Raw genomic sequence first — 19,994 nt, forward strand, 5'->3', positions numbered from 1 at the left:
CGGAGATTATAATGTTGCCCAAGCTGTAGATGGTAGCCCCATCTTTGTTTTCCACTGAGCCAGTGGCGTTAAGATTCATATTGCTTGTAGTAGCCAGAATCGCCGAATCACCAGTGTTAGTAATATTGTTGGCCTGTACCGTCAGAGTGTCAGCTATTACCGCACCAGCATTATTCATATTCTGACCATTTACCATTACCGCACTACCGTCGAGACGGCCACTGTTGTTAACATCGCCTGTTGCCGCGACCGTTAATAAGTTCCCAGCAGATGTTGTAGCCCCTACTTTATTATTTATATTGGTAGCATTTAGACTAGTATTTCGTACAGCCGTAATATTGCCTTGATTCGTTGCCGCGCCATTTACTTTTATATTCACATCACGATTGCCCTGAATTTGGTTGCTGGTTTCTTGGGTATAGTCACCGTTAATCGTAATATTTACGTCTCGACCAGCAGTTGTCTTGCTGTTGTTTCCGTTTAATTTTTGGGTAGTTAGATTAACATCCAGAATAGCGGTAAGATTACCGTTCGTATTATTTATCGATTTTGCCTGCGCAGTTAGCGTCCCACTCGCACTAATGGTTCCGTTAGTATTATTCAACGCAGAATTACTTTGATTAAGATTCATATTCTGTTGAGACATTAATTTGCCACCGGTATTTTCAAGTCCCTGACTAGCGTTAACAGTAAGGGACCCTTGGGCCAAGACCTGACCTCCGTGATTAGATAAACTGGTAGCCGTCAGGCTGACATCACCGTTACCACCAATAAGACCGTCTGCATTTTCAATCGCTTGAGCAATAGTAACTGTTGCGCCACTATTATCGAGGCTTAGAACTTTACCGCTTTGGTTATCAAGCGACTGCGCTTTAAGCACCAAACCTTTACTGGCCTGGATTAAACCCTGTTTATTAGTTAATGCCCCTTGGGTATTAATGTTGACAGCATCACCCGCAAGAGCGCCTTGGTTATTATTAATCGAAGCGGCTTCTATATTTAGCTGTTTCTGAGATACGACTGAACCATTTGTATTATTTATGATCTGACTATGAATAGTAGTCTGTCCGTTACTTGCGATGTCCCCGCCAACATTTGTCAAATTTCCATTAGTTGTTACGTCCAGCTTCCCAGTTCCTGCGTGTTGGATTTGACCGCCACTATTGGTTATAGACGCACTCTGTAAGGCTAGATCCTCGGCATTGCTTGCTATTGTACCATTTGTATTATCAATACTGTTGGTTGCTTTTAGGGTAGAAGTCCCAGACCCTTTTTGCTTTATAATGCCGCCCTTATTGCTAATGATATTTGCGGTAACAAAAACTTTATCGGCAATAATACGGCCCGCATTACCCTGCGCGTCCGCATCATTCTTTAGATTCCCGGCAGCAGTTATAGCTAAGGCTCCATTCACCTCCATATTGGCTCCGGTGTTATTTACATCACCACTCTTGGCTATTATATTTGCGGTACCGCCAGCATATGTTTTGCTGTCGCTTAGATCAATAGAAGTTCCCTCTATGGCAAGATTACCACCGGCCAGCGTTTGCCCCTTTGCGGTAACAGCACTATTTGCTAATACTGTTAGATTGCCAGAGGTACCAACACTACCATCGCTCTTGATTCCGGCTCCAAGGGCTCCTGTTGAAGATACACTCTGCGCCGACAGCGTTGTATTTTGAGCAGAGGCAAGAACACCCGAGTTGGTAAGTGTATCGACATTCTCAATCTTAGCATTCCCCTGGGCGTAAATTGTTCCTTGGTTAGCTAAAATGCCATTTACTTGAAGATTCATATCTGCCGTACTCTTGATGGCAGCTGTGGTCCCACTGTTCGTCATGTTTTCAGACTGCACCATCAAAGTATCAGCCGTCAAAGTGCCAGTGTTATTGAGATTTTGATCCTTAATTTCAACAGTATCTGAGTCGATCCGGCCATTGTTATTCACACTACCGAATGCCACTATTGCCAAGTTGTTTCCGCTTGCCATAGTGGCACCTGTATTATTTGCAATATGGCTTGCACTTAGATCTGCGTCTCTAACAGCAATAATACTTCCCTTATTGATCACGGTACCAGCCACATTCATGGTTATGTCGCGATTAGCCTTAAGTTGGCCACCAGTACTGTTTGTTAGATTTTCATCTAAGGAGATAATTAGGTCTTGTCCGGCAATCGTCTGTCCATTGCCATCCAGGATTTTTGCATTGATGTCAATATTTTTGTTGGCTGCCAAATTGCCACCGCTATTATTTACTACCACAGCTTGGACACTAAGTGCCCCTCCGGCTTTGATGGTTCCATCAATATTAGTTAAATTGGCTCCTTCTTCGGTAAAATTAATGTCTTGTCCAGCTGAAATAGTACCCTGCGTATTGTCCGTACTTTGTTTACTACTAATTGTAAGGTTATTTTTCGCAATGATCTGACCAGCTTGATTCGTAAGATTCTGTGCTATGACTGCCACATTCCCGTTACCACCAATCAAGCCAGACTGATTTTGAACATTCCCTCTCACATTAATTTCTGTATCACTCGCGTCAAGGTTGATGACTTGCCCGCCACTATTATTCAATAACTGAACAGCCACTTTTAGTCCTTTGGCTGACTGAATAACACCTTGGTGGTTGTCCAAGGCATTACCCACCGTGAAGGTAACAGCATCTGCGCCAATAATCTCACCTTGATTGTTTATAATCGAATCAGAGGCAATATTAAGCCGTTTTTGTGCACCGATTCGACCCTGCATATTATCAAAACTCTGAGCAGTAAGATTGGTCTGTCCATTGCTCGCTATTATCCCGCTGACATTTTTTAGACCGTTTGTAGCTTGTAACGTCAATGTGCCTATTCCTGCATGCTGGATCTTTCCTTGGCTATTGTTAATTTTATTAGATTGTACTATCAGATCTGAGCCATTAGTGGCAATAGTGCCGTCTGTATTATCAATTTTATTACTGGCTGTCAAAACGGTAGTGCTGGAATCGACTTGCTGAATACTTCCCCCTTGGTTAAGTATGTCCCCTGCTGTAATTACAACCTTATCGGCAGTAATTCGACCACCCACACCATTTGTATTCTTCATGTTTTTAACGGCACCAGCCGCGTCCATGGTCAAAGTACCGTCAACCTGTAAAGTCGCACCACGATGGTCGATATCGCCGCTTGTTGCTGTTATTCCGGCTGAACCGCCAACATAGGTTGTAGCTCCGCTGTGATCTATGCTTGACCCAGTTACTTTGAGGTTTCCACCAGCAATATTTTTACCGTTTGCAATTACCGCTCCTGCTGCTGTAATTGTTAGGTTACCATTTGAGCTGGCAGTACCATCACTATTGAGACCGGAAGCAATAGTACCTGTTGAGTCTATGGTTTGTGCTGATATCGTAATGTTTTGTGCAGATGCAATTACACCGGTGTTAGTTAGAGCACCTGTATTAGTAAGATTAATATCCATATTGGCAGTAATATTACCATGCGTATTATTAATTTCACTTGACTGAACGGTTAGCGCCCCACTAGCACTAATGGTTCCATTTGTATTATTCAAAGCAGAGTTACTTTGATTCAGATTTATATTCTGTTGAGACATTAATTTGCCGCCGGTATTATCTAGCCCCTGACTAACATTCACAGTAAGATTCCTTTGGGCCAATACCTGTCCGCCATGATTTACTAGACTGGCAGCCGTCAAGCTGACATCACCGTTGCTGCCAATTATGCCGCCAGCGTTTTCAATCGTTTGGTCAACAGTAAGCGTTGCTCCACTATTGTCGAGGCTCAGAACTTTACCGCTTTGGTTATCAAATGACTGGGCCTTAAGTACCAAGCCTTTATTGGCCTGGATTAATCCCTGTTTATTATTAAATGCCCCCTGAGAAGTAATTTTGATAGCGTCACCAACAAGGGAACCTTGGCTGTTGGTGATTGAGGTAGCTTTTACATTGAGCTGTTTCTGAGATACGATTGATCCATTAGTGTTATCCGTGGCTGGGGCCTGAATATTGGTCTGACCATTACTCGCAATGTCCCCACCGTTATTTGCCAAACCTCCGGTGGTAATCATCTCCAAGGTACCTGCTCCCGCGTGTTGGATTTGACCATTACTATTGGTTAAAAAACTACTTTGCAGGATCAAAGTATCCCCATTACTCGCAATGGAACCACTGGTGTTATCGATGTTGTCTGTCACCATCAAGGTAGTCGCATCTGATCCGGTTTGCTTGATAATACCACTCTTATTGCTAATGGAGCTAGCTGTAATAGCCATTTTATTTGCAATAATTTGGCCCATATCATTCTTAACAGTTCCGGCAGCGGCTACTGTTAACGATCCTTTTGCTTGGAGAACAGCACCAGTATGATTTACATCACCACTGTTGGCAGTAATACTAGCTTTGCTGCCAGCATACGTCTTACCACCGCTTTGATCGATAGAGGCACCGGTTATGACTAGATCGCCGCCAGCTAGTGTCTGACCTTTAGAAGTAACACTACCATTACTTAAAACAGTTAGATTACCGGAGGTACCAACACTCCCATCGCTCTTAATTCCTGCACCAAGTGCTCCGGTAGAAGCTACGACCTGCGCCGATACGGTTGTATTTTGGGCAGAGGCAAGAACACCCGAGTTGGTCAATGTATCGACATTCTCAATCGTAGCATTACCCTGGGCATAAATTGTCCCTTGGTTGACCAAGTCACTGTTCACATCAAGGCTCATTTCACTTGTACTGTTAATTGAAGCTGAGGACCCACTGTTCGTCATGGTTTCGGACTGCACCATCAAAGTATCTGCAGCCAATGTCCCCGTGTTCTTTAGATTTTGTCCTTTAATCTCAACGATTTTTGCATTCATTTTGCCATTATTAGTCACATTACCTGATGCGGAAATAGCTAAAGCGTTTCCACTGGCCGTAGTGGCACCAGTATCGTTTATAATATGGTGCGCATTTAATTTAACATCTCTAACAGCTGTAATACTTCCCTGATTAGTCATGGTACCAGACACGTCCACGGTTACGTCGTGATTAGCCTTAAGCTGGCCACCAGTACTGTTTGTTAGATTGCCTTCTAAGGATACAGTCAGATCTTGCCCAGCGATAGTCTGGCCGTTACCATTTAGACTTTTCGCATCGAGGTTAATATCTTTGTTCGCTGCCAAACTACCTCTGGTATTATCTACTGCTACCGCTAGAATACTCATCGTCCCACCGGCATTGATGGTCCCATCAGTGTTGGTTAAGTTGCCTCTACTCTCGTTAAAAATGACGTCTTGCCCGGCGGAAATCGTGCCGTTGGTATTATCCGTACCTTGCGCACTAGTAATTGTAAGATTGTTTTTTGCCATGACCTGACCGCCTTGGCTCGTCAGGCTTTGGGCTATGACGTCTACATCGCCGTTACCGCCAATAAGCCCGGACTGGTTTAGAATGCTCCCAGTCACGTTGATTTCAGTATCATTCGCATCGAGGTTGATGACTTTGCCTTCACTATTATTCATTGACTGGGCGGTGACCGCCAATCCGCTACCTGCCTGAATTACGCCTTGCTGGTTATTAAGGGTGGCTGAGGCTGTGAGGTTAATGGCATTGGAAGCAACAAAGATCCCCTGGTTATTTGCCACGGAAGCTGCATTAATTTCAAGTTGTTTTTCCGCCAGAACAATGCCCTGAGTATTGTCAATGTTCTGGCCGGTAAGAAGGATCTGTCCATTGCTTGCTATACTACCGCTTTTATTATTGATGTCGCCGGTCGTTTCTACTACCAGCGTGCCAGTACCTGCATGCTGTATTTGACCTTGATTGTTGGTAACTGCATTGGCTTGTATGGTAAAGGATGAACTATTGGTGGCAATGGTGCCACCAGTATTATCAATGGTATTCCCGGACTTCATGGTAACAGCATCCGATCCTATTTGTTTGATGCTGCCCCCCTTGTTGCTGATGTTATTAGCCGTAATTATCACTTTGCCTGCCGTGATTTTACCAGCGACACCAGTTGCACTCTTGTTGTTCTTGACAGCACCGGCAACGCTTATGGTTAATGCACCATTGACTTGCATTTCGGCGCCAGTATGGTTAAAATCGCTGTTGGTAGCCGTGATGTTAGCTGTACGACCTGCATACGTTTTACTTCCGGCAAAATCTAAGGAGGTACCGGTGACGGTGAGGTCGCCGCCAGCTAGTGTCTGACCTTGGGTGGTGACAGCGCCAGCGGCAGTGATAGTAAGGTTGCCGGAAGCGCCAACGCTGCCATCGTTCTTGATTCCTGCACCAATTGCTCCGGTAGAAGCTACGACCTGTGCCGATACGGTTGTATTTTGGGCAGAAGCAAGCACGCCGGTATTGATTAGTGTATCGACGTTGTCTAGCTTGGCATTCCCCTGGGCGTAGATTGTCCCTTGGTTGACCAAAGTGCCATTTACACCAAGTTTCATATCGGTCTTACTGTTAATTGCAGCTGAAGTCCCACTGTTAGTAATGTTGCCAGACTGAATCGTCAAAGTATTGTTGGCAATAACAGTACCGGTGTTATTTAGATTTTGGCCACTAACCATAACGGCATTTCCATCAAGTCGCCCGTTGTTATTCACATCACCTGATGACAAAATATTCAATGCGTTTCCGGTCGCCGTAGTAGCACCGGTATCATTCGTAATATCGTGCGCACTTAGCTTGGCATCTCTAACAGCAGTAATACTTCCCTTATTCGTCACAATACCGCTCACGTTCACAGTTACATCACGATTGGCTTTCAGTTGACCACCGGCACGGTTCGTTAAATTGCCTTCTAATAATATATTAAGATCTTGACCGGCAATGGCCTGGCCGTTGCCATCTAGACTATTTGCAACAAGATTAATATTGTTATTCGCTACTAGGTTTCCACTGTTATTTACTGCTGCCGCTTGGACAATTAGATTCCCACCAGCACTGATTGTGCCATCCGTGTTGGTTACGTTGGCTTTACTTTCGTTAATATTGATATCTTGTCCAGCCGAAATAGTCCCCTTGGTATTATCCGTGCTTTGCTCACTAGTCATTGTCAGGTTGTTTTTCGCGATAACCTGACCGCCCTGGTTTGTAAGGTTTTGTGCCTTAACAGTTACATTACCATTACCGCCAATTAATCCGGACTGGTTTTGAAGAGACCCAGTCACATGTACTTTCGTGTCACTCACATCGCGATTAATTACCTGTCCGCCACTATTATTCAATGACTGGGTGGTGACAGCCAAGCCTATACTTGCCTGGATACTGCCTTGCTGGTTATTCATCACACCAGAAGTGGTGATATTAATGGCATTTGCACCAATCATCGCGCCTTGCTTATTCAAAACTGAATTCGCAGTAACATCAAGTTGTTTTTGTGCTACAATACTGCCTTGAGTATTGTCGATGTTCCGGCCAAAAAGACTGGTTTGACCATTACTCACTATTTTGCCGCTAATGTTTGTTAGGTCGCCGATAGCTTGAACTGTCAACCTACCGGTCCCTGCGTGCTGTATCTGGCCTTGATTATTGCTTACCGTATTTGCATTAATAGTGAGTTCTGAAGCATTAGTGGCAATCGTGCCACCGGTGTTATCGATGTGATCATTAGCTACTAGACTGGTCGCATCTGATCCAGTTTGCAAAATACTGCCACCTTGGTTGGAGATGTCCTCTGCTATAATCGCTACTTTGCCTGCTGTAATTTGGCCAGCAACACCATTCACATTCTTATCATTTTTGACTGTACCTGCCGCGCTTATTTTTAGAGTATTCCCCACCTGCAGCACGGCCCCAGTGTGGTCGACGTCACCGCTTGTTGCCGCTATGTTGGCTGAGCTACCGGCATAGGTAGTTGCGCCGCTATGGTCAATAGTTGCCCCGGTTACAGAAAGGTTGCCACCGGCTATTGTCTGACCTTTGTCGCTTACAAAGCCTGTTGCAATTATACTGAGGTTACCTGTCGTTTGGGTTGTACCATTGCTATTGAGACCAGAGGCTAATGTTCCTGTAGAGGATATGTTGTTCGTAGCTAAAGCCGTGTTTTGAGCAGCCGCGATAACACCGGTATTGCTGATGGTACCGGCGCTGCTGACACTTGTGTTGTTTTGAGCGTAAACCGTTCCCTGGTTGGTTATATTGCCGGCAGCATTTATTGTTACATTGCCACTGGCATTGGTATTGCCCGCGAGCGTAATTTTGCCATCGTTAGTTAGTATGAGGTCGCCGCCACTGGCAGACAGGGTACCTTGGCTGTTAACGCCAACGCCGTGTTCAGTTCCTACCAGTTTAATTTTATTGGCGTACATGCCGCCCAAGGCGCCGACATCAATGGCTACCTGGGGTTGGCTGCCATCGCCGGCAACTTCTTGTGTATTCAGGGTGTTGTAGGCAACGTTGTTACTGCCGGTAACTACGTTAAGTTCTTTCGCCCAGATACCGGAATTCGCAACTATGGCTCTACTGATTAGATCCAGACGGTCGGCACTCGCTCCGTCAATTCCGGCTCCTTTTACGGTTATTTGGCCACCAGCAACTCGAAAAGCCTCTAAACTACTATTACCGCCGAATACCGGCGTACCGGTAGTAAGCATGCCTCGACCGGTGTTAATAAATCCAAAGCCATCACCGATTATGCCATTGCGATTGGCAATAATAACATCTGCTCTCTGGCCGGCTACCTCTAGGTAACCACGCAAATTACTGATGTTATTCCCAGTGACTTCGTTCAGGATAATTCGGGCTGAACCGGCTGTAAGGTTAGGATTGCCAGGTATATATCCAGCAAGCTGCGTTTTAGATATGCCCAATGCGTTGTTTAAGATAAGACCCTTAAGGTCGATATTAAACTGTTGATAGAGGTTACGAGACACACCTGCCGCCGATGGCGCGGTGATTTGCACTAATGGAGTGCCATCTGGGGCACTGACTATCGTAGGGCGGTTTTGTTTTGGTGCGTTTGGATCAGCTACTGTTTGCGCTGCAACCAAGACCGGCTGCAAGCTAAATAGCACGAGCGTTATCCAAGCCACTATTTTATTAGCTTTGCTCTTCCTTGAACAAAAAACTGTCATTTTATCTCCTCCATGAGATGTCATTTTCCAACCGGATCTATATCTGATAAAGTAGTTGGAATCCTACTACTTTATCCGGCACTCGCATTCCCGCCGGTCGTTTAATTGGCGTGCCAACAAATACGTCATATTGGGCAGTGCCTAGGTTTCCCCGTACCCCCACTGTTGAGCCGACTAAGCTTTTACCAGGAGCTTGATTAACGGAGGCTCCGCTGATTTGGCCAACGTCCAGGGCCAGATAGACTTCTGGTCCAGATTCCTTGATGGGAACACTGAGTTCATTACGCAGGTACCAGCCATTTTCGGCAGCTAAGGTTTGTTCTCCATCGAAACCTCGCACAGTATAGCGGTTACCGATACTGAGGAATTCGGAGGCATACAGCATGTCTTTGGTATATTGCCCGTGCAAGGTTGCGTTGTAGCTTGCCTTGGTTCTCCCAATAGTAACAGGAGCTGTGAGGCTAGCGTCCAGTGTCCAGATGTTATAGTGGGTAGTCGGCTGATCGTCCGTACTAGCGGCTGGATCGTCTTGGGCACCCAACCAGGGGACTCCTCGTTTGTAGGCTATGGTATAGTCGACAATTGTCTGGCCATTGTATTGTTTATGGATCAACGCAAGCTTTGCTGCAGTGGTTTTGCGTCGTTGAATTTCAATTTCAGTGTCATCGATATAGGACTTGCTTGAATCTTTAATGACGCTAAAGGCCATACTGGTTTTCTGATGCTGATCACGATACACTAGTTTTTCTGCTTTGAATTCAAGGTTTCTGCTATGGCCGGATGACACGAATGAGGTGCCCATGCTTTCAATTGTCTGGTGGTATTTATATATTGAGCTTGCAAGGGAATACGTCCAATATCCGTGAGGAGCTGAATAGCTGAAGCTGTCTCCTCGAGTACCATACCGATAGCCTTTTCTCTCCGCGTCACTGTTAATGGAGATGTTGAACAAGTCATTAATACCAAACAAATTATCTAAGGAAAATGTCTCAGATGCCTGCAGTTTACCAGTAGCTTTACTGCCGGAGTCGTCGAGAGACATTACTAATTTCCATGGTTTCTTTTGTACGACTGAGATTTGTACTATCGATTCACCAGGCTTGTCCCCCGGAAGTAGTTGCATTTGAGCGTCCTGGGATGGGACGCGCTTCATTTGCTCTAATCCCTGCTCCAAGTCTCGTAGATTAAGGATATCTCCCGGTCTTGCGGGGAAAGCGCTTTTCCAATCAGCTCGAATGGTGGGATCCGATAGTTTGATGTCTTTAATAGTCCCGGGAACAACTTGCAGAGTGAGGACACCTGTTGATATGTTTTGCTGGGGAATGAGTACTCTTGTTGTTACATAGCCACGGTCGATGAAGGCGTTGGTAAGCATTTTTACAATGAGGTTTATCCCTTGCCAGCCGATCTTCTGTCCATAGTACTTGTTTATCAGCTCATAAAGCCAAGGGAACCTGCCTGCTTCATCTCCTTCAATCTTAATAGTGTTTATAGAGAAGCTGGGTGTCTCGTCAGGAAGTTTTACCGCTTCAGTGCCTTGTTTACCCTTCTGCAGGAAAACGTCCTTGCTTTGCCCGCGTTGCCTGCGATCCTGCTCTTCTTGGCGTGCTTTTCGATTTTGCTCTTCAATATCTGTTTGTGTTGGTGCCGCCCAAGTCAGATTCATGTTAGTAAAAAAAATTGTTAAGATAAGTGCACAAGTCTTAATTACTCGTAAGTATTTTTGTTTATGCTGTAGCATGTAGTAGGTCTCCTGTTCCAAAGATGAAATAGACTGCCTCATCCAGAAGTCGAGCCAACGAGATTTCTAGTTCAAATTAGGATATATCTATACCAAAAAAGACATTTATGTATACTTAGTTCTTTGCAATCCAATTTTTCCCTTTTAAAAAGGAATAATTGCACATAATTTATATTTTCTTGCTTCTTTCGATGTTTGTAAGATAATGCTCCTCATTAAAGTAATCCGGATAAAATTTTCTCTGATCGAACTTAAATAGTCGCTTTCCGGGATCGATCGCAAAACGAGCCAAAAATCTTTTTAAAATCTCAAAAGGCCTCATCCCTCGTGCATTACGGGTTGAGACCTTTTGATAGGGCGTCTTAGTTTCTTCTTGCTCTTAAAAAAAGAAAGTGAGGCTTCCGGGTTAATTTCTCATATATTTTAGGTTGTAATTCTTTAAATTTTTCTGTCGGCATAGGTTCTGCTAATTCTTCAATTGTGAAGCCAGCTTCAATTACAGACGAGATTATTTTCCACAAAGGTCTTCGATAAAATTGCACTTTTACTTTTCCTTTGTTAGTTTCCCATTCATCTTCTAATAGTTCCGTTAAAAAATAGTTTTCTCTATTAAAATATGTGAAATCCATAAACGGGTGATGTACAGAAAAAACTAGGTACCCCGATTGCTTGAGTATTCTACCAAACTCTGACATCGCAACGTTCCAGTCCTTAAGATAGTGAAGCGTTAAGGACGATACTACAATATCTATTGATTTATCTGCTATGAAACTCAGTGGCTCATTTAGATCCGCTCTTACCACCTTCGCCCTATGTCCAACTCTTTTTTGGGTCATTGCTATCATGCTAGGGCTAAAGTCTAAGGCTGTCACATTAGCGCCTTGATCAATGAGCCACTTAGTATACCACCCTGCAGCACAGCCAGCGTCTAACACTTCTTTGCCTGTAACGCACGGAAGTAATGATAATGTGCCTGGCCGTTCATAATACGCATTAAATGGTTTAGTATCTACAAACGTAAAATAGTATTCAGCCATTTTTTCATATGAATCGAGAGAAATAGAGTTTTTATTTATCACTGCTTTCGACTCTAATTGGCTATGCAAGGTAATTCCCCCTAAAATCTCAACGCAGAATAACTAATCAAACTCTTGTTATTGCACCATTTAGGATTTGCTTGGTGAGGGTTTTACATACGCTCGCTAATTGACAATTGTTATATCACCGTCCCCAGGTCTCAAACCCGCAATTCAAAGTTTTGCTTGACTTTGGGGGCTGTAGTTTGAGGAGCTATAACTATATCTAAGCCATCCTTATTAATTACTGTAGTTGTTCTCTTAGAATAGTCAATCACAGTGCGATTTTGTTTTGTTCTATTTTTAAATAAACGTAATCCCATCAGGATTACAGCAGTAATGCCCACAATGCCTACGAAGGGAGCGTAGCTTACACTGGCTGGCTTGCTATCTATCGCTGGCAGTTTGGCGGGAACGGCAGTCTGCGTAGAAATTCTAGCCTGAGAATCAAAGGATGCGATGGGAGCTGCCATATTATTAGTCTTGCTAACCGTTGCTGCGGCAGGCTCTGACTTTTCGCCGACTTTGGTCTGTGTCGAATTACCTTGAAAAGCCTTTCCTAGTCCTTCTAGTTCCTTGACAGTACTTGACACCGCCGGGCTTATCGACTTACCCGAGTTTGGGGTTGAGTTAGCAGAAGCAGCCGTAGGCGGATTAGTGGATGTATTTGAACTTGGCAGCGTAACTGTTGGGGCTACAGGTGGCGAAGGTTTTGTTGGAGGGGTAGGAGCCACTGGCATAATTAAAACACCTTCAATCTATCATACAATAATCTAATGACTATATTCCGCACGCTAAGCAATCATCCTTTTTTTCGACGAATTTTTAGGATCAGAACCATCCAGCCCTAACCGCCTATTTCTTTATTGATATAAGGAGCTAGCTATATATTTTTCGAGTAGATATGTATATCTTCCCTTTTATGAAAGCCGATATGGTCCCAAAAATCCATACCTTGACTGTTATCTGCAAATACAAACAGATGGCATTTTGTTATAGCGGCTTCCTGAAGCTTGGCTAAACAACCTTCCACTAACTTCTGTCCAATCCCCCTTCTTCTATATTTGTCGTGCACCGCCAGATGATAAATAAACCCTCGGCGTCCGTCATGTCCGCATAGTATGGTGCCAACAAGCTCGTTACCTATTTCAGCGACAAAACTCAATCCATTGTTTCGGCTTAAGAATATGCCAATATTCTCTTTCGAATCGGCTTCATTCACCCCTAGTCCTGGTGTACTTTGCCAAAGAGTGATTATGGTTTCATAATCTTCCAGCTTCAGCTCCCGGATTCTAATTTCACTCAAAATTACCGCCTCCATCCGCTCTAATGCCGCTTCCTCAAAGTGTACGCTATTCTTGATAAATTTTGCTTCCGGCAATTGTCCACACTACTCTTGCTTAGGTATAGTTTCCGGCAATGTTAAAATTCTCTCTCACAAGGGGTATCCCTTTAATTAATAAAACATACCTAAATATGACAATATAGTAACGTCTCCTACATCTTTTAGGTTTGCAGGAATTTGATAGGTCATCATAGAAAAAGGTAAGTGCATTTTTCACATTGGAAAGTCGGGCAAGTGAGTTTGTTTGGACGCTGAAATAGGTATCGATATTGAAATGTCTATGTAAAAAGACATTTATGGATGTCTTTTTTTTATGTAATGACCGTGTGCAGGCTCGATACTTTTGCTGGCAACGCACTGGGCGCGAGCCAAGTTTTCTAAACTAAGGGGATGATTTTCGTGGAAGATAAATGGACGGTAATTGAACAGAAGGTAAATAGCGGAGAACGGTTAACGCGTGAAGACGGCTTATTTTTATTAAAGTGTAATGATTTATTGCGGATCGGCGCCTTGGCCCGTTTAGTAAAACAGCGCAAATCCGGCAACGAGGTATATTTCAATGTGAACCGGCACATCAATCTCACCAATATCTGTGTAGCCCGCTGTAATTTATGCGCTTTTGGTTGTGACGCCGATGCAGCCCCGGCTTATGTGATGGAGCCGGAGAAAGCTCTGGATATTGCCTGCCAAGCGGTAAAAGATACACCAGAGATGACCGAACTGCATATCGTCAGCGCCTTGCATCCGGACAAGCCCTTTGAGTATTACGCAGATATTATCAGTCGCATTCACCAAGAATTTCCCGAGCTGCATTTAAAAGCCTTTACTGCTGTGGAGATTGCCCATTTTGCCAAAATAGCAAAACTGTCGATCCGGGAAGTATTGACGATTCTTAAGGAAGCAGGATTAGGATCGATGCCAGGCGGCGGCGCCGAAATATTAAATGACCGGGTGCGGCAGATTTTATGCCCAAACAAGGCTAGTGCTGCCGAGTGGCTGGAAGTGGTGCGTACAGCGCATCAGATGGGAATACGGAGCAATGCCACCATGTTGTATGGGCATGTTGAAACCCATGAAGAACGAATTGATCATTTATTGACACTGCGCGAATTGCAGGATGAAACAGGCGGGTTCCAAGCCTTCATTCCGTTTCCGTTTCATCCGGACAATACCGGTCTCAGCGAAATCAAGCGGACAACAGCCTGGGAAGATTTGAAGATGCTGGCGGTCAGCCGTCTCATGTTGGATAATTTTGACCATGTTAAGGCCTTTTGGATTATGTTGACAGTACCAATTGCCCAGGTTTCATTGGGCTTTGGCATCGATGATCTAGACGGAACAGTTGTTGAGGAAAAAATTCTCCATGCAGCTGGGGCGAAAACTGCGGTCGGTATTAGCAAGCAAGATATTATCGCTTTTATCCGTGAAACAGGGAATGTTCCTGTCGAGCGGGATACACTGTACCGAAAAGTGCGCGTATATGATGGGAGCGAAACGCCATGAGACCCAGAGTGGGACATATTGGCTTTATCAATTGTTTACCCCTTTATTATGGGTTGGTAAAAAACGGTGTTCTTTGGGATGTTGAATTGACTAAGGATACGGCCAGGGAATTGAGTCGCCATTTGCTGGAATGCAGACTTGACATTGCGCCTGTTCCATCTATTGAATATTCACGTCATTGGCGTGAATTGATCTTGCTGCCCAACCTGTCAATAAGCTGCGACGGCCCGGTAACCAGTATATTTTTGGTCAGCAAGGTGCCCATCAATGACTTACATGACCGGAAAATCGCACTGACAAATACTTCTCGTACATCTCAAGTGCTGTTAAAGATTATTCTTGAAGATAAATATCATATTGCCCCCACCTATTTTGAGTGTCCGCCCAATTTAGACGCAATGCTGCTGGAAGCCGATGCAGCACTGTTAATCGGTGACGCTGCGCTCAATATTCATTATCAGCCGCCCACTGGCCTATATGCTTATGACTTGGGCAGCGAGTGGAAGGATTTGACTGGGTGTAAGATGGTGTTTGCCGTCTGGGCCGCCAGGCAAAGTTTTGCGAGAGAAAATCCGGAACTTGTCCGTGAAGTGCAGCACGCTTTCGAAGCTTCGATGTCTTACAGCATGTCGCGCATCGAGCAAGTGGCAAAAGCTGCAGCTCGCTGGGAAGCCTTTGACGCGGATTTTCTGCAAGCTTATTTCACTACGCTGCAGTTTGGCTTTGACGCCGAGCATCAAAAGGGACTAAAAGAATATTACCGGCGTGCGCAAGCGTTGGGGCATATTGACGAAGTGCCGCAGCTGACTTTTCTGGAGGTATGACAGCGGTGGACAGATGGCAGTCGATTATCACCAGGACGCTGCAAGGCAACCGGTTACAGGATGATGAGGCACTCGAGCTGCTGACCCAAGGGGATTTGCCTGCTTTGGGACAGGCGGCAGACGTTATCCGGCAAAAAAAACATCCGGGGCCCTATATCACTTTTATTGTGGACCGGAATATCAACTATACCAACGTTTGCAAAAGTCAATGCAAGTTTTGCGCTTTTTACCGTGCAAAGGATGCTGGGGACGCATATGTACTCAACACGGCAGAGCTATACGAAAAAATTGCGGAAACTATTGCTGCCGGCGGCACCCAGATCATGCTGCAAGGCGGCTTACACCCAGAATTAACTCTTGATTATTTTGAGAACATGTTAAGGGGTATCAAAGCGCAGTTTCCTATCACCATCCACTCTTTTTCGCCGGCAGAGATTGTCCATATGGCCGGGCATGCTGGTATTACCGTGCAAGAAACGCTGCGTCGCCTGCAGGCTGCGGGTCTGGATTCTCTGCCAGGCGGCGGGGCGGAAATATTGGATGATGAGGTACGACAGCGGGTCAGCCCCTTAAAAATCACGGCACAGCAGTGGTTAGATGTCATGGAATCAGCACAGCGCATGGGAATGGGAACAACTGCCACGATGGTAATCGGACTGCAGGAGACCTACCAGCAGCGCATTAATCATTTCCGCTCGATCCGTGAACTGCAAGACCGCACCGGCGGTTTCCGGGGCTTTATTATGTGGACATTCCAGCCAGGTAACACAGAGTTGGGCGGCGAAAAGACGAGTGCCTGGGATTACCTGCGGACGTTAGCCGTAGCTCGGTTGTATTTAGACAATATTTCTCATTTGCAAGGGTCCTGGGTGACTCAGGGCCAGTCAATCGGCCAATTGACGCTGGCCTTTGGCGCTGATGACTTAGGCAGTATCATGCTGGAGGAAAATGTGGTACGGGCAGCCGGTACCGCCTATCAGATGTCTATTGACAAAATGGCAGACCTCATCCGCGCCACAGGCAAAATTCCCGCACAACGGGATACCAAATATGAAATTTTAAAAACCTTTTAACCTGCTATGTTTAATGATTACGGGGGGATCTCTATGAACTGCATTCCGCAGGCAAGTATTGCTATTATCGGCGGATCGGGCACGTTATCAATTGACTTTCCGGCGGCGCTAAATCGTGATGATGTGGAAATAATACAGCGTGATATGGTATTTGACACACCCTATGGACAAACACCGCCGTTTCTCTTATTTCGTCTCGGTGATAAAAAGGTGCTGACCTGCCGGATGCACGGATGGCGCGGCGGGACCAGCCGTGCTGACGCCTCACGGCAAATTTTTTGGTTGTTCCGTGAAGCAGGCGTAAAAAAAATACTGGCCGAAGGCGGTGTCGGGTCGGTCAACCATTTACTTGATACCAGGGATGTGGTTGTCGCCTCAGACTATATCGATCAATCTATGCGCAAGGATGTGGGACTGGAAGGGCATTATCTCCTAATCATGCGACAAGCCCTATGCCCACACACGCGACAGGAATTAATCGCTGCGGCCGAAGCAAGACCTTTAAACCGAGTCTTTCGCCGGGGAGTCTATGCCGTGACTGATGGACGGCATTTTGAAAGCCCTGCCGAAGTGGCCATGTTGAAGGGACATGCCGACATTATTGGCCAGAGCATTTGCCCCGAGGTCTATCTGGCCCGGGAAATCGGTGCGTGTTATGCAGGCTTGTATACCGTTGTCAACTATGGAGAAGGTGTTGTGAAAGATTGGGAACACAGCGAACTGAGTCAAATCTTCTATGAGGATGCGGATAAGATCGGGCATATTTTAATGGATGCAATCAGCCGGTTGAATGATAAGCAACTCTGTGGCTGTGCCGACTTACGGAAACCGACATTATTAAAGAAGGTATACGGACCGAAAACATAAGGAAAATCGCCCTCGGCAATGCCGAGGGCGATTTATTATTTTATCCTGTTAGAAAGTATAACTTTCCGTCTGGATAAGGGCAACATCGGCTTCCGCTTTCGCCAAAGCCTCGGCGCAAGCCGTGTTTTCTTTATTGCTTAAATTCCATCCCCGCAAAGCCCGCATACTTCATCCAGGTCAGTTAGCTTTTCAAGATCAAACGGTGTTCCCTGGTACACATAGTAATTCAGCCAGTTTGAAAACAGTAAATTGGCTGCACTCCGCCAGCGGACTACCGGCAATTGCTGAGGATCGTCATTAGGGTAATAATTAGCAGGAATATTAATTGGCAGCCCTAGCCCAATATCACGGTCATACTCGGTTTTGAGCGTCAGCGGATCATACTCGGGGTGACCAGTAATAAACAAGCCCCGGTGTTTTTTATCTGTTATCGCAAAAATGCCCGCCTCTTCCGATTCAGAGAGGATGCATAGTCTCGCTACCTTTTCAATATCTGCCCGCCTTACTTCGGTATGCCGAGAGTGTGGAATGTAAAAAATATCATCAAAACCACGAAATAACATTTTTTCTTTAATATTTACTGTATGCGGAAATACCCCAAACATTTTTTTCGGCAGGTCATATTTAGGAATACCGTAGTGATGATACAAAGCCGCTTGAGCTCCCCAGCAGATATGGAGAGTCGAATATACATTTCTCTGGCTCCAATCCATAATCTCACATAACTCATCCCAGTAATCAACTTCTGTAAAAGGAATTTGTTCCACTGGCGCTCCAGTAATAATCATACCGTCATATTTGCGGCTTTTCACCTCGTCGAAGGTTTCATAGAATTTTACCAAGTGTTCGTGCGGGGTATTCTTCGGCTCATAAGTTGCTGTATACATGAAATCAAACTCTACCTGTAGCGGAGAGTTCCCCAACAACCGGAGCATTTGCGTTTCTGTAACTATTTTCGTAGGCATCAGATTTAAGAGCAAGATTCGAAGCGGACGTATGTCTTGCGCATAGGCACGCTTTTCGTCCATTGCAAAAATATTTTCCTTTTCGAGAATGTTTACAGCAGGCAAATTATTAGGAATTTTTATCGGCATATCTTCCGCTCCTTTGTGTTGAGTCACAATTTACAGACTTTCAAATGCACTCCTGCTCTTGCTGCATGTGCAAACATATAACACTATTCTCTAATTATATATGATTTAAGTAGATTTGCTAAGCTATTTATGTTATATTAAGCAATTTCACCATGTTGCTCTGTTCCACGCAGCTCAACAATCTGATTTTTTGCGTCAACCATGACAACACGCGGTTGATGGGTAAGGGCTGCGTCACGCGTCATCATAGCATAGGCGATGATAATTACCGTATCTCCTGGTTGCACTAACCGGGCAGCCGCTCCGTTTAAGCAGACGATGCCAGACCCAGCTTCCCCTGCAATCACATAGGTCTCCAACCGGCTTCCATTATTGTTGTTTACCACTTGCACCTTTTCACCGGGCAGGATGTCTGCAGCTTTAAGCAGGCTCTCATCAATCGTGATACTGCCCATATAGTTCAAATTGGCTTCAGTCACAGTTGCACGGTGTATTTTTGACTTAAACAAGGTTAGGAACATGCCGGCACCTCCAGGAAGGTATTGTCAATTAGGCGGGTTTTTCCGATTCGAACGGCAAGCGCCAGTAGCCCGACGGCTTCCAGCTGTTCACGTCGCATGAGATCATCCGGGTGAACCAGCTCTACATAGTCGATTACTGCCAACTCTTCCTTCTGTATAAATGCGGTGACGGCAGCCTCAATAGCTGCGGTATCGCGTTCACCGTCTTTAACAATCCGCTTGGCTTCTTCAAGACTACGAGACAGAATGAGCGCTGCCTGACGTTCTGTATCTGACAGGTACGCGTTGCGGGAACTCATCGCCAGTCCATCATTTTCGCGGACAATAGGTACTACGCGAAGCTGTATATCAAAAAAAAGATCCTGGGTCATTCGTTTCAGAACCTGCACCTGTTGAACATCCTTCTGTCCGAAGTAGGCCCTGTCAGGTTGAACAATATTGAACAGGCGGCTAACAACAGTCGTGACCCCACGGAAGTGACCTGGCCGTGAGCGACCGCACAGACTCTCGGTAAGTGAACCCACAACCTCGACCCAAGTGGCGTTGCCTGAACGGTAAACCTCCTCCACCGGCGGATGAAACAAAGCGGTTACGCCAGCTTGAGCCGCAAGGCGGGCATCTTTCTCTAAATTACGGGGATATGTAGCTAAATCTTCTTGAGGCCCAAATTGGGTAGGGTTTACAAAAATGCTAGCTACCACAATATCATTTTCTGCAGCAGCCGTCCGCATTAAGGAAAGATGACCTTCGTGCAAGGCCCCCATTGTAGGAACCAAGCCAATACTTTGCTGCCGGCGGCGCGCCTCTGTTAGATACGAACGGAGTTGTTCAACTGTCTCAAAACATTGCATAAGGTAAGCTTCCTCTCCTCAAATAAAAATTA

General features: G+C 45.3%; 13 protein-coding genes. 5 read left to right on the top strand and 8 right to left on the bottom strand.

Going from position 1 to position 19,994, the window contains the following annotated elements; translation table 11 throughout:
* The 4 genes from B9A22_RS19285 to B9A22_RS19300 all read right to left on the bottom strand — a co-directional run.
* Positions 1-9,067 (bottom strand): two-partner secretion domain-containing protein (locus B9A22_RS19285; RefSeq protein ID WP_176215607.1); only part of this gene is annotated, 9,067 nt, incomplete at its 3' end.
* A gap of 37 nt (positions 9,068-9,104) precedes the next feature.
* Positions 9,105-10,808: a ShlB/FhaC/HecB family hemolysin secretion/activation protein gene (locus B9A22_RS19290; RefSeq protein WP_084577575.1), complete on the bottom strand. Its 1,704-nt coding sequence runs from the start codon at positions 10,806-10,808 to the stop codon at positions 9,105-9,107.
* A 362-nt stretch (positions 10,809-11,170) separates the two neighbouring features.
* Complete coding sequence (locus B9A22_RS19295) at positions 11,171-11,914, bottom strand: class I SAM-dependent methyltransferase (RefSeq protein ID WP_217805996.1); 744 nt, start codon at positions 11,912-11,914, stop codon at positions 11,171-11,173.
* 131 nt (positions 11,915-12,045) lie between these two features.
* A complete protein-coding gene (locus B9A22_RS19300) occupies positions 12,046-12,477 on the bottom strand; it encodes a hypothetical protein (RefSeq protein ID WP_139796312.1) in 432 nt (143 codons plus the stop codon).
* On the opposite strand from B9A22_RS19300, the gene B9A22_RS25050 reads away from it, so the two are divergent.
* Complete coding sequence (locus B9A22_RS25050) at positions 12,461-12,661, top strand: hypothetical protein (RefSeq protein WP_139796313.1); 201 nt, start codon at positions 12,461-12,463, stop codon at positions 12,659-12,661. The genes B9A22_RS19300 and B9A22_RS25050 overlap by 17 nt on opposite strands.
* Before the next feature lie 106 nt (positions 12,662-12,767).
* On the opposite strand, the gene B9A22_RS19305 is transcribed toward B9A22_RS25050, so the two are convergent.
* A complete protein-coding gene (locus B9A22_RS19305) occupies positions 12,768-13,190 on the bottom strand; it encodes a GNAT family N-acetyltransferase (RefSeq protein ID WP_245824065.1) in 423 nt (140 codons plus the stop codon).
* A 438-nt stretch (positions 13,191-13,628) separates the two neighbouring features.
* Between B9A22_RS19305 and mqnE the strand changes: the two genes are divergently transcribed.
* Genes mqnE through B9A22_RS19325 form a run of 4 tightly spaced genes read left to right on the top strand, consistent with a single transcriptional unit; the run spans position 13,629 to position 17,496 of the window.
* Positions 13,629-14,732 (top strand): aminofutalosine synthase MqnE, encoded by a 1,104-nt coding sequence (gene mqnE, locus B9A22_RS19310; protein ID WP_371360872.1) that lies wholly within the window; start codon positions 13,629-13,631, stop codon positions 14,730-14,732.
* Positions 14,729-15,556, top strand: coding sequence for a menaquinone biosynthetic enzyme MqnA/MqnD family protein (locus B9A22_RS19315; RefSeq protein ID WP_084577578.1), 828 nt, complete (start codon positions 14,729-14,731; stop codon positions 15,554-15,556). The genes mqnE and B9A22_RS19315 overlap by 4 nt, the downstream gene beginning before the upstream one ends.
* A 5-nt stretch (positions 15,557-15,561) precedes the next feature.
* Positions 15,562-16,629, top strand: coding sequence for a cyclic dehypoxanthinyl futalosine synthase (gene mqnC / locus B9A22_RS19320; RefSeq protein ID WP_245824066.1), 1,068 nt, complete (start codon positions 15,562-15,564; stop codon positions 16,627-16,629).
* Between the two features lie 27 nt (positions 16,630-16,656).
* Entirely contained in the window at positions 16,657-17,496 is an 840-nt protein-coding gene (locus B9A22_RS19325; protein WP_084577637.1) for an MTAP family purine nucleoside phosphorylase, read from the top strand.
* A 137-nt stretch (positions 17,497-17,633) separates the two neighbouring features.
* Here the strand turns inward: B9A22_RS19325 and metA are convergent, their stop codons facing one another.
* The 3 genes from metA to panC form a co-directional block, all read right to left on the bottom strand.
* Positions 17,634-18,590 carry a homoserine O-acetyltransferase MetA gene (gene metA, locus B9A22_RS19330; RefSeq protein ID WP_084577580.1) on the bottom strand — a complete coding sequence of 319 codons (957 nt, stop codon included), beginning with the start codon at positions 18,588-18,590 and terminating at the stop codon, positions 17,634-17,636.
* A gap of 137 nt (positions 18,591-18,727) precedes the next feature.
* Positions 18,728-19,111 (bottom strand): aspartate 1-decarboxylase, encoded by a 384-nt coding sequence (panD, locus tag B9A22_RS19335; RefSeq protein ID WP_084577581.1) that lies wholly within the window; start codon positions 19,109-19,111, stop codon positions 18,728-18,730.
* Positions 19,102-19,962 carry a pantoate--beta-alanine ligase gene (gene panC, locus B9A22_RS19340; RefSeq protein ID WP_084577582.1) on the bottom strand — a complete coding sequence of 287 codons (861 nt, stop codon included), beginning with the start codon at positions 19,960-19,962 and terminating at the stop codon, positions 19,102-19,104. The genes panD and panC overlap by 10 nt, the downstream gene beginning before the upstream one ends.
* Positions 19,963-19,994 lie beyond the last annotated feature (32 nt).

Source organism: Sporomusa malonica (genome assembly GCF_900176355.1).
In the GTDB taxonomy this organism is placed as follows: Bacteria; Bacillota; Negativicutes; order Sporomusales; family Sporomusaceae; genus Sporomusa; species Sporomusa malonica.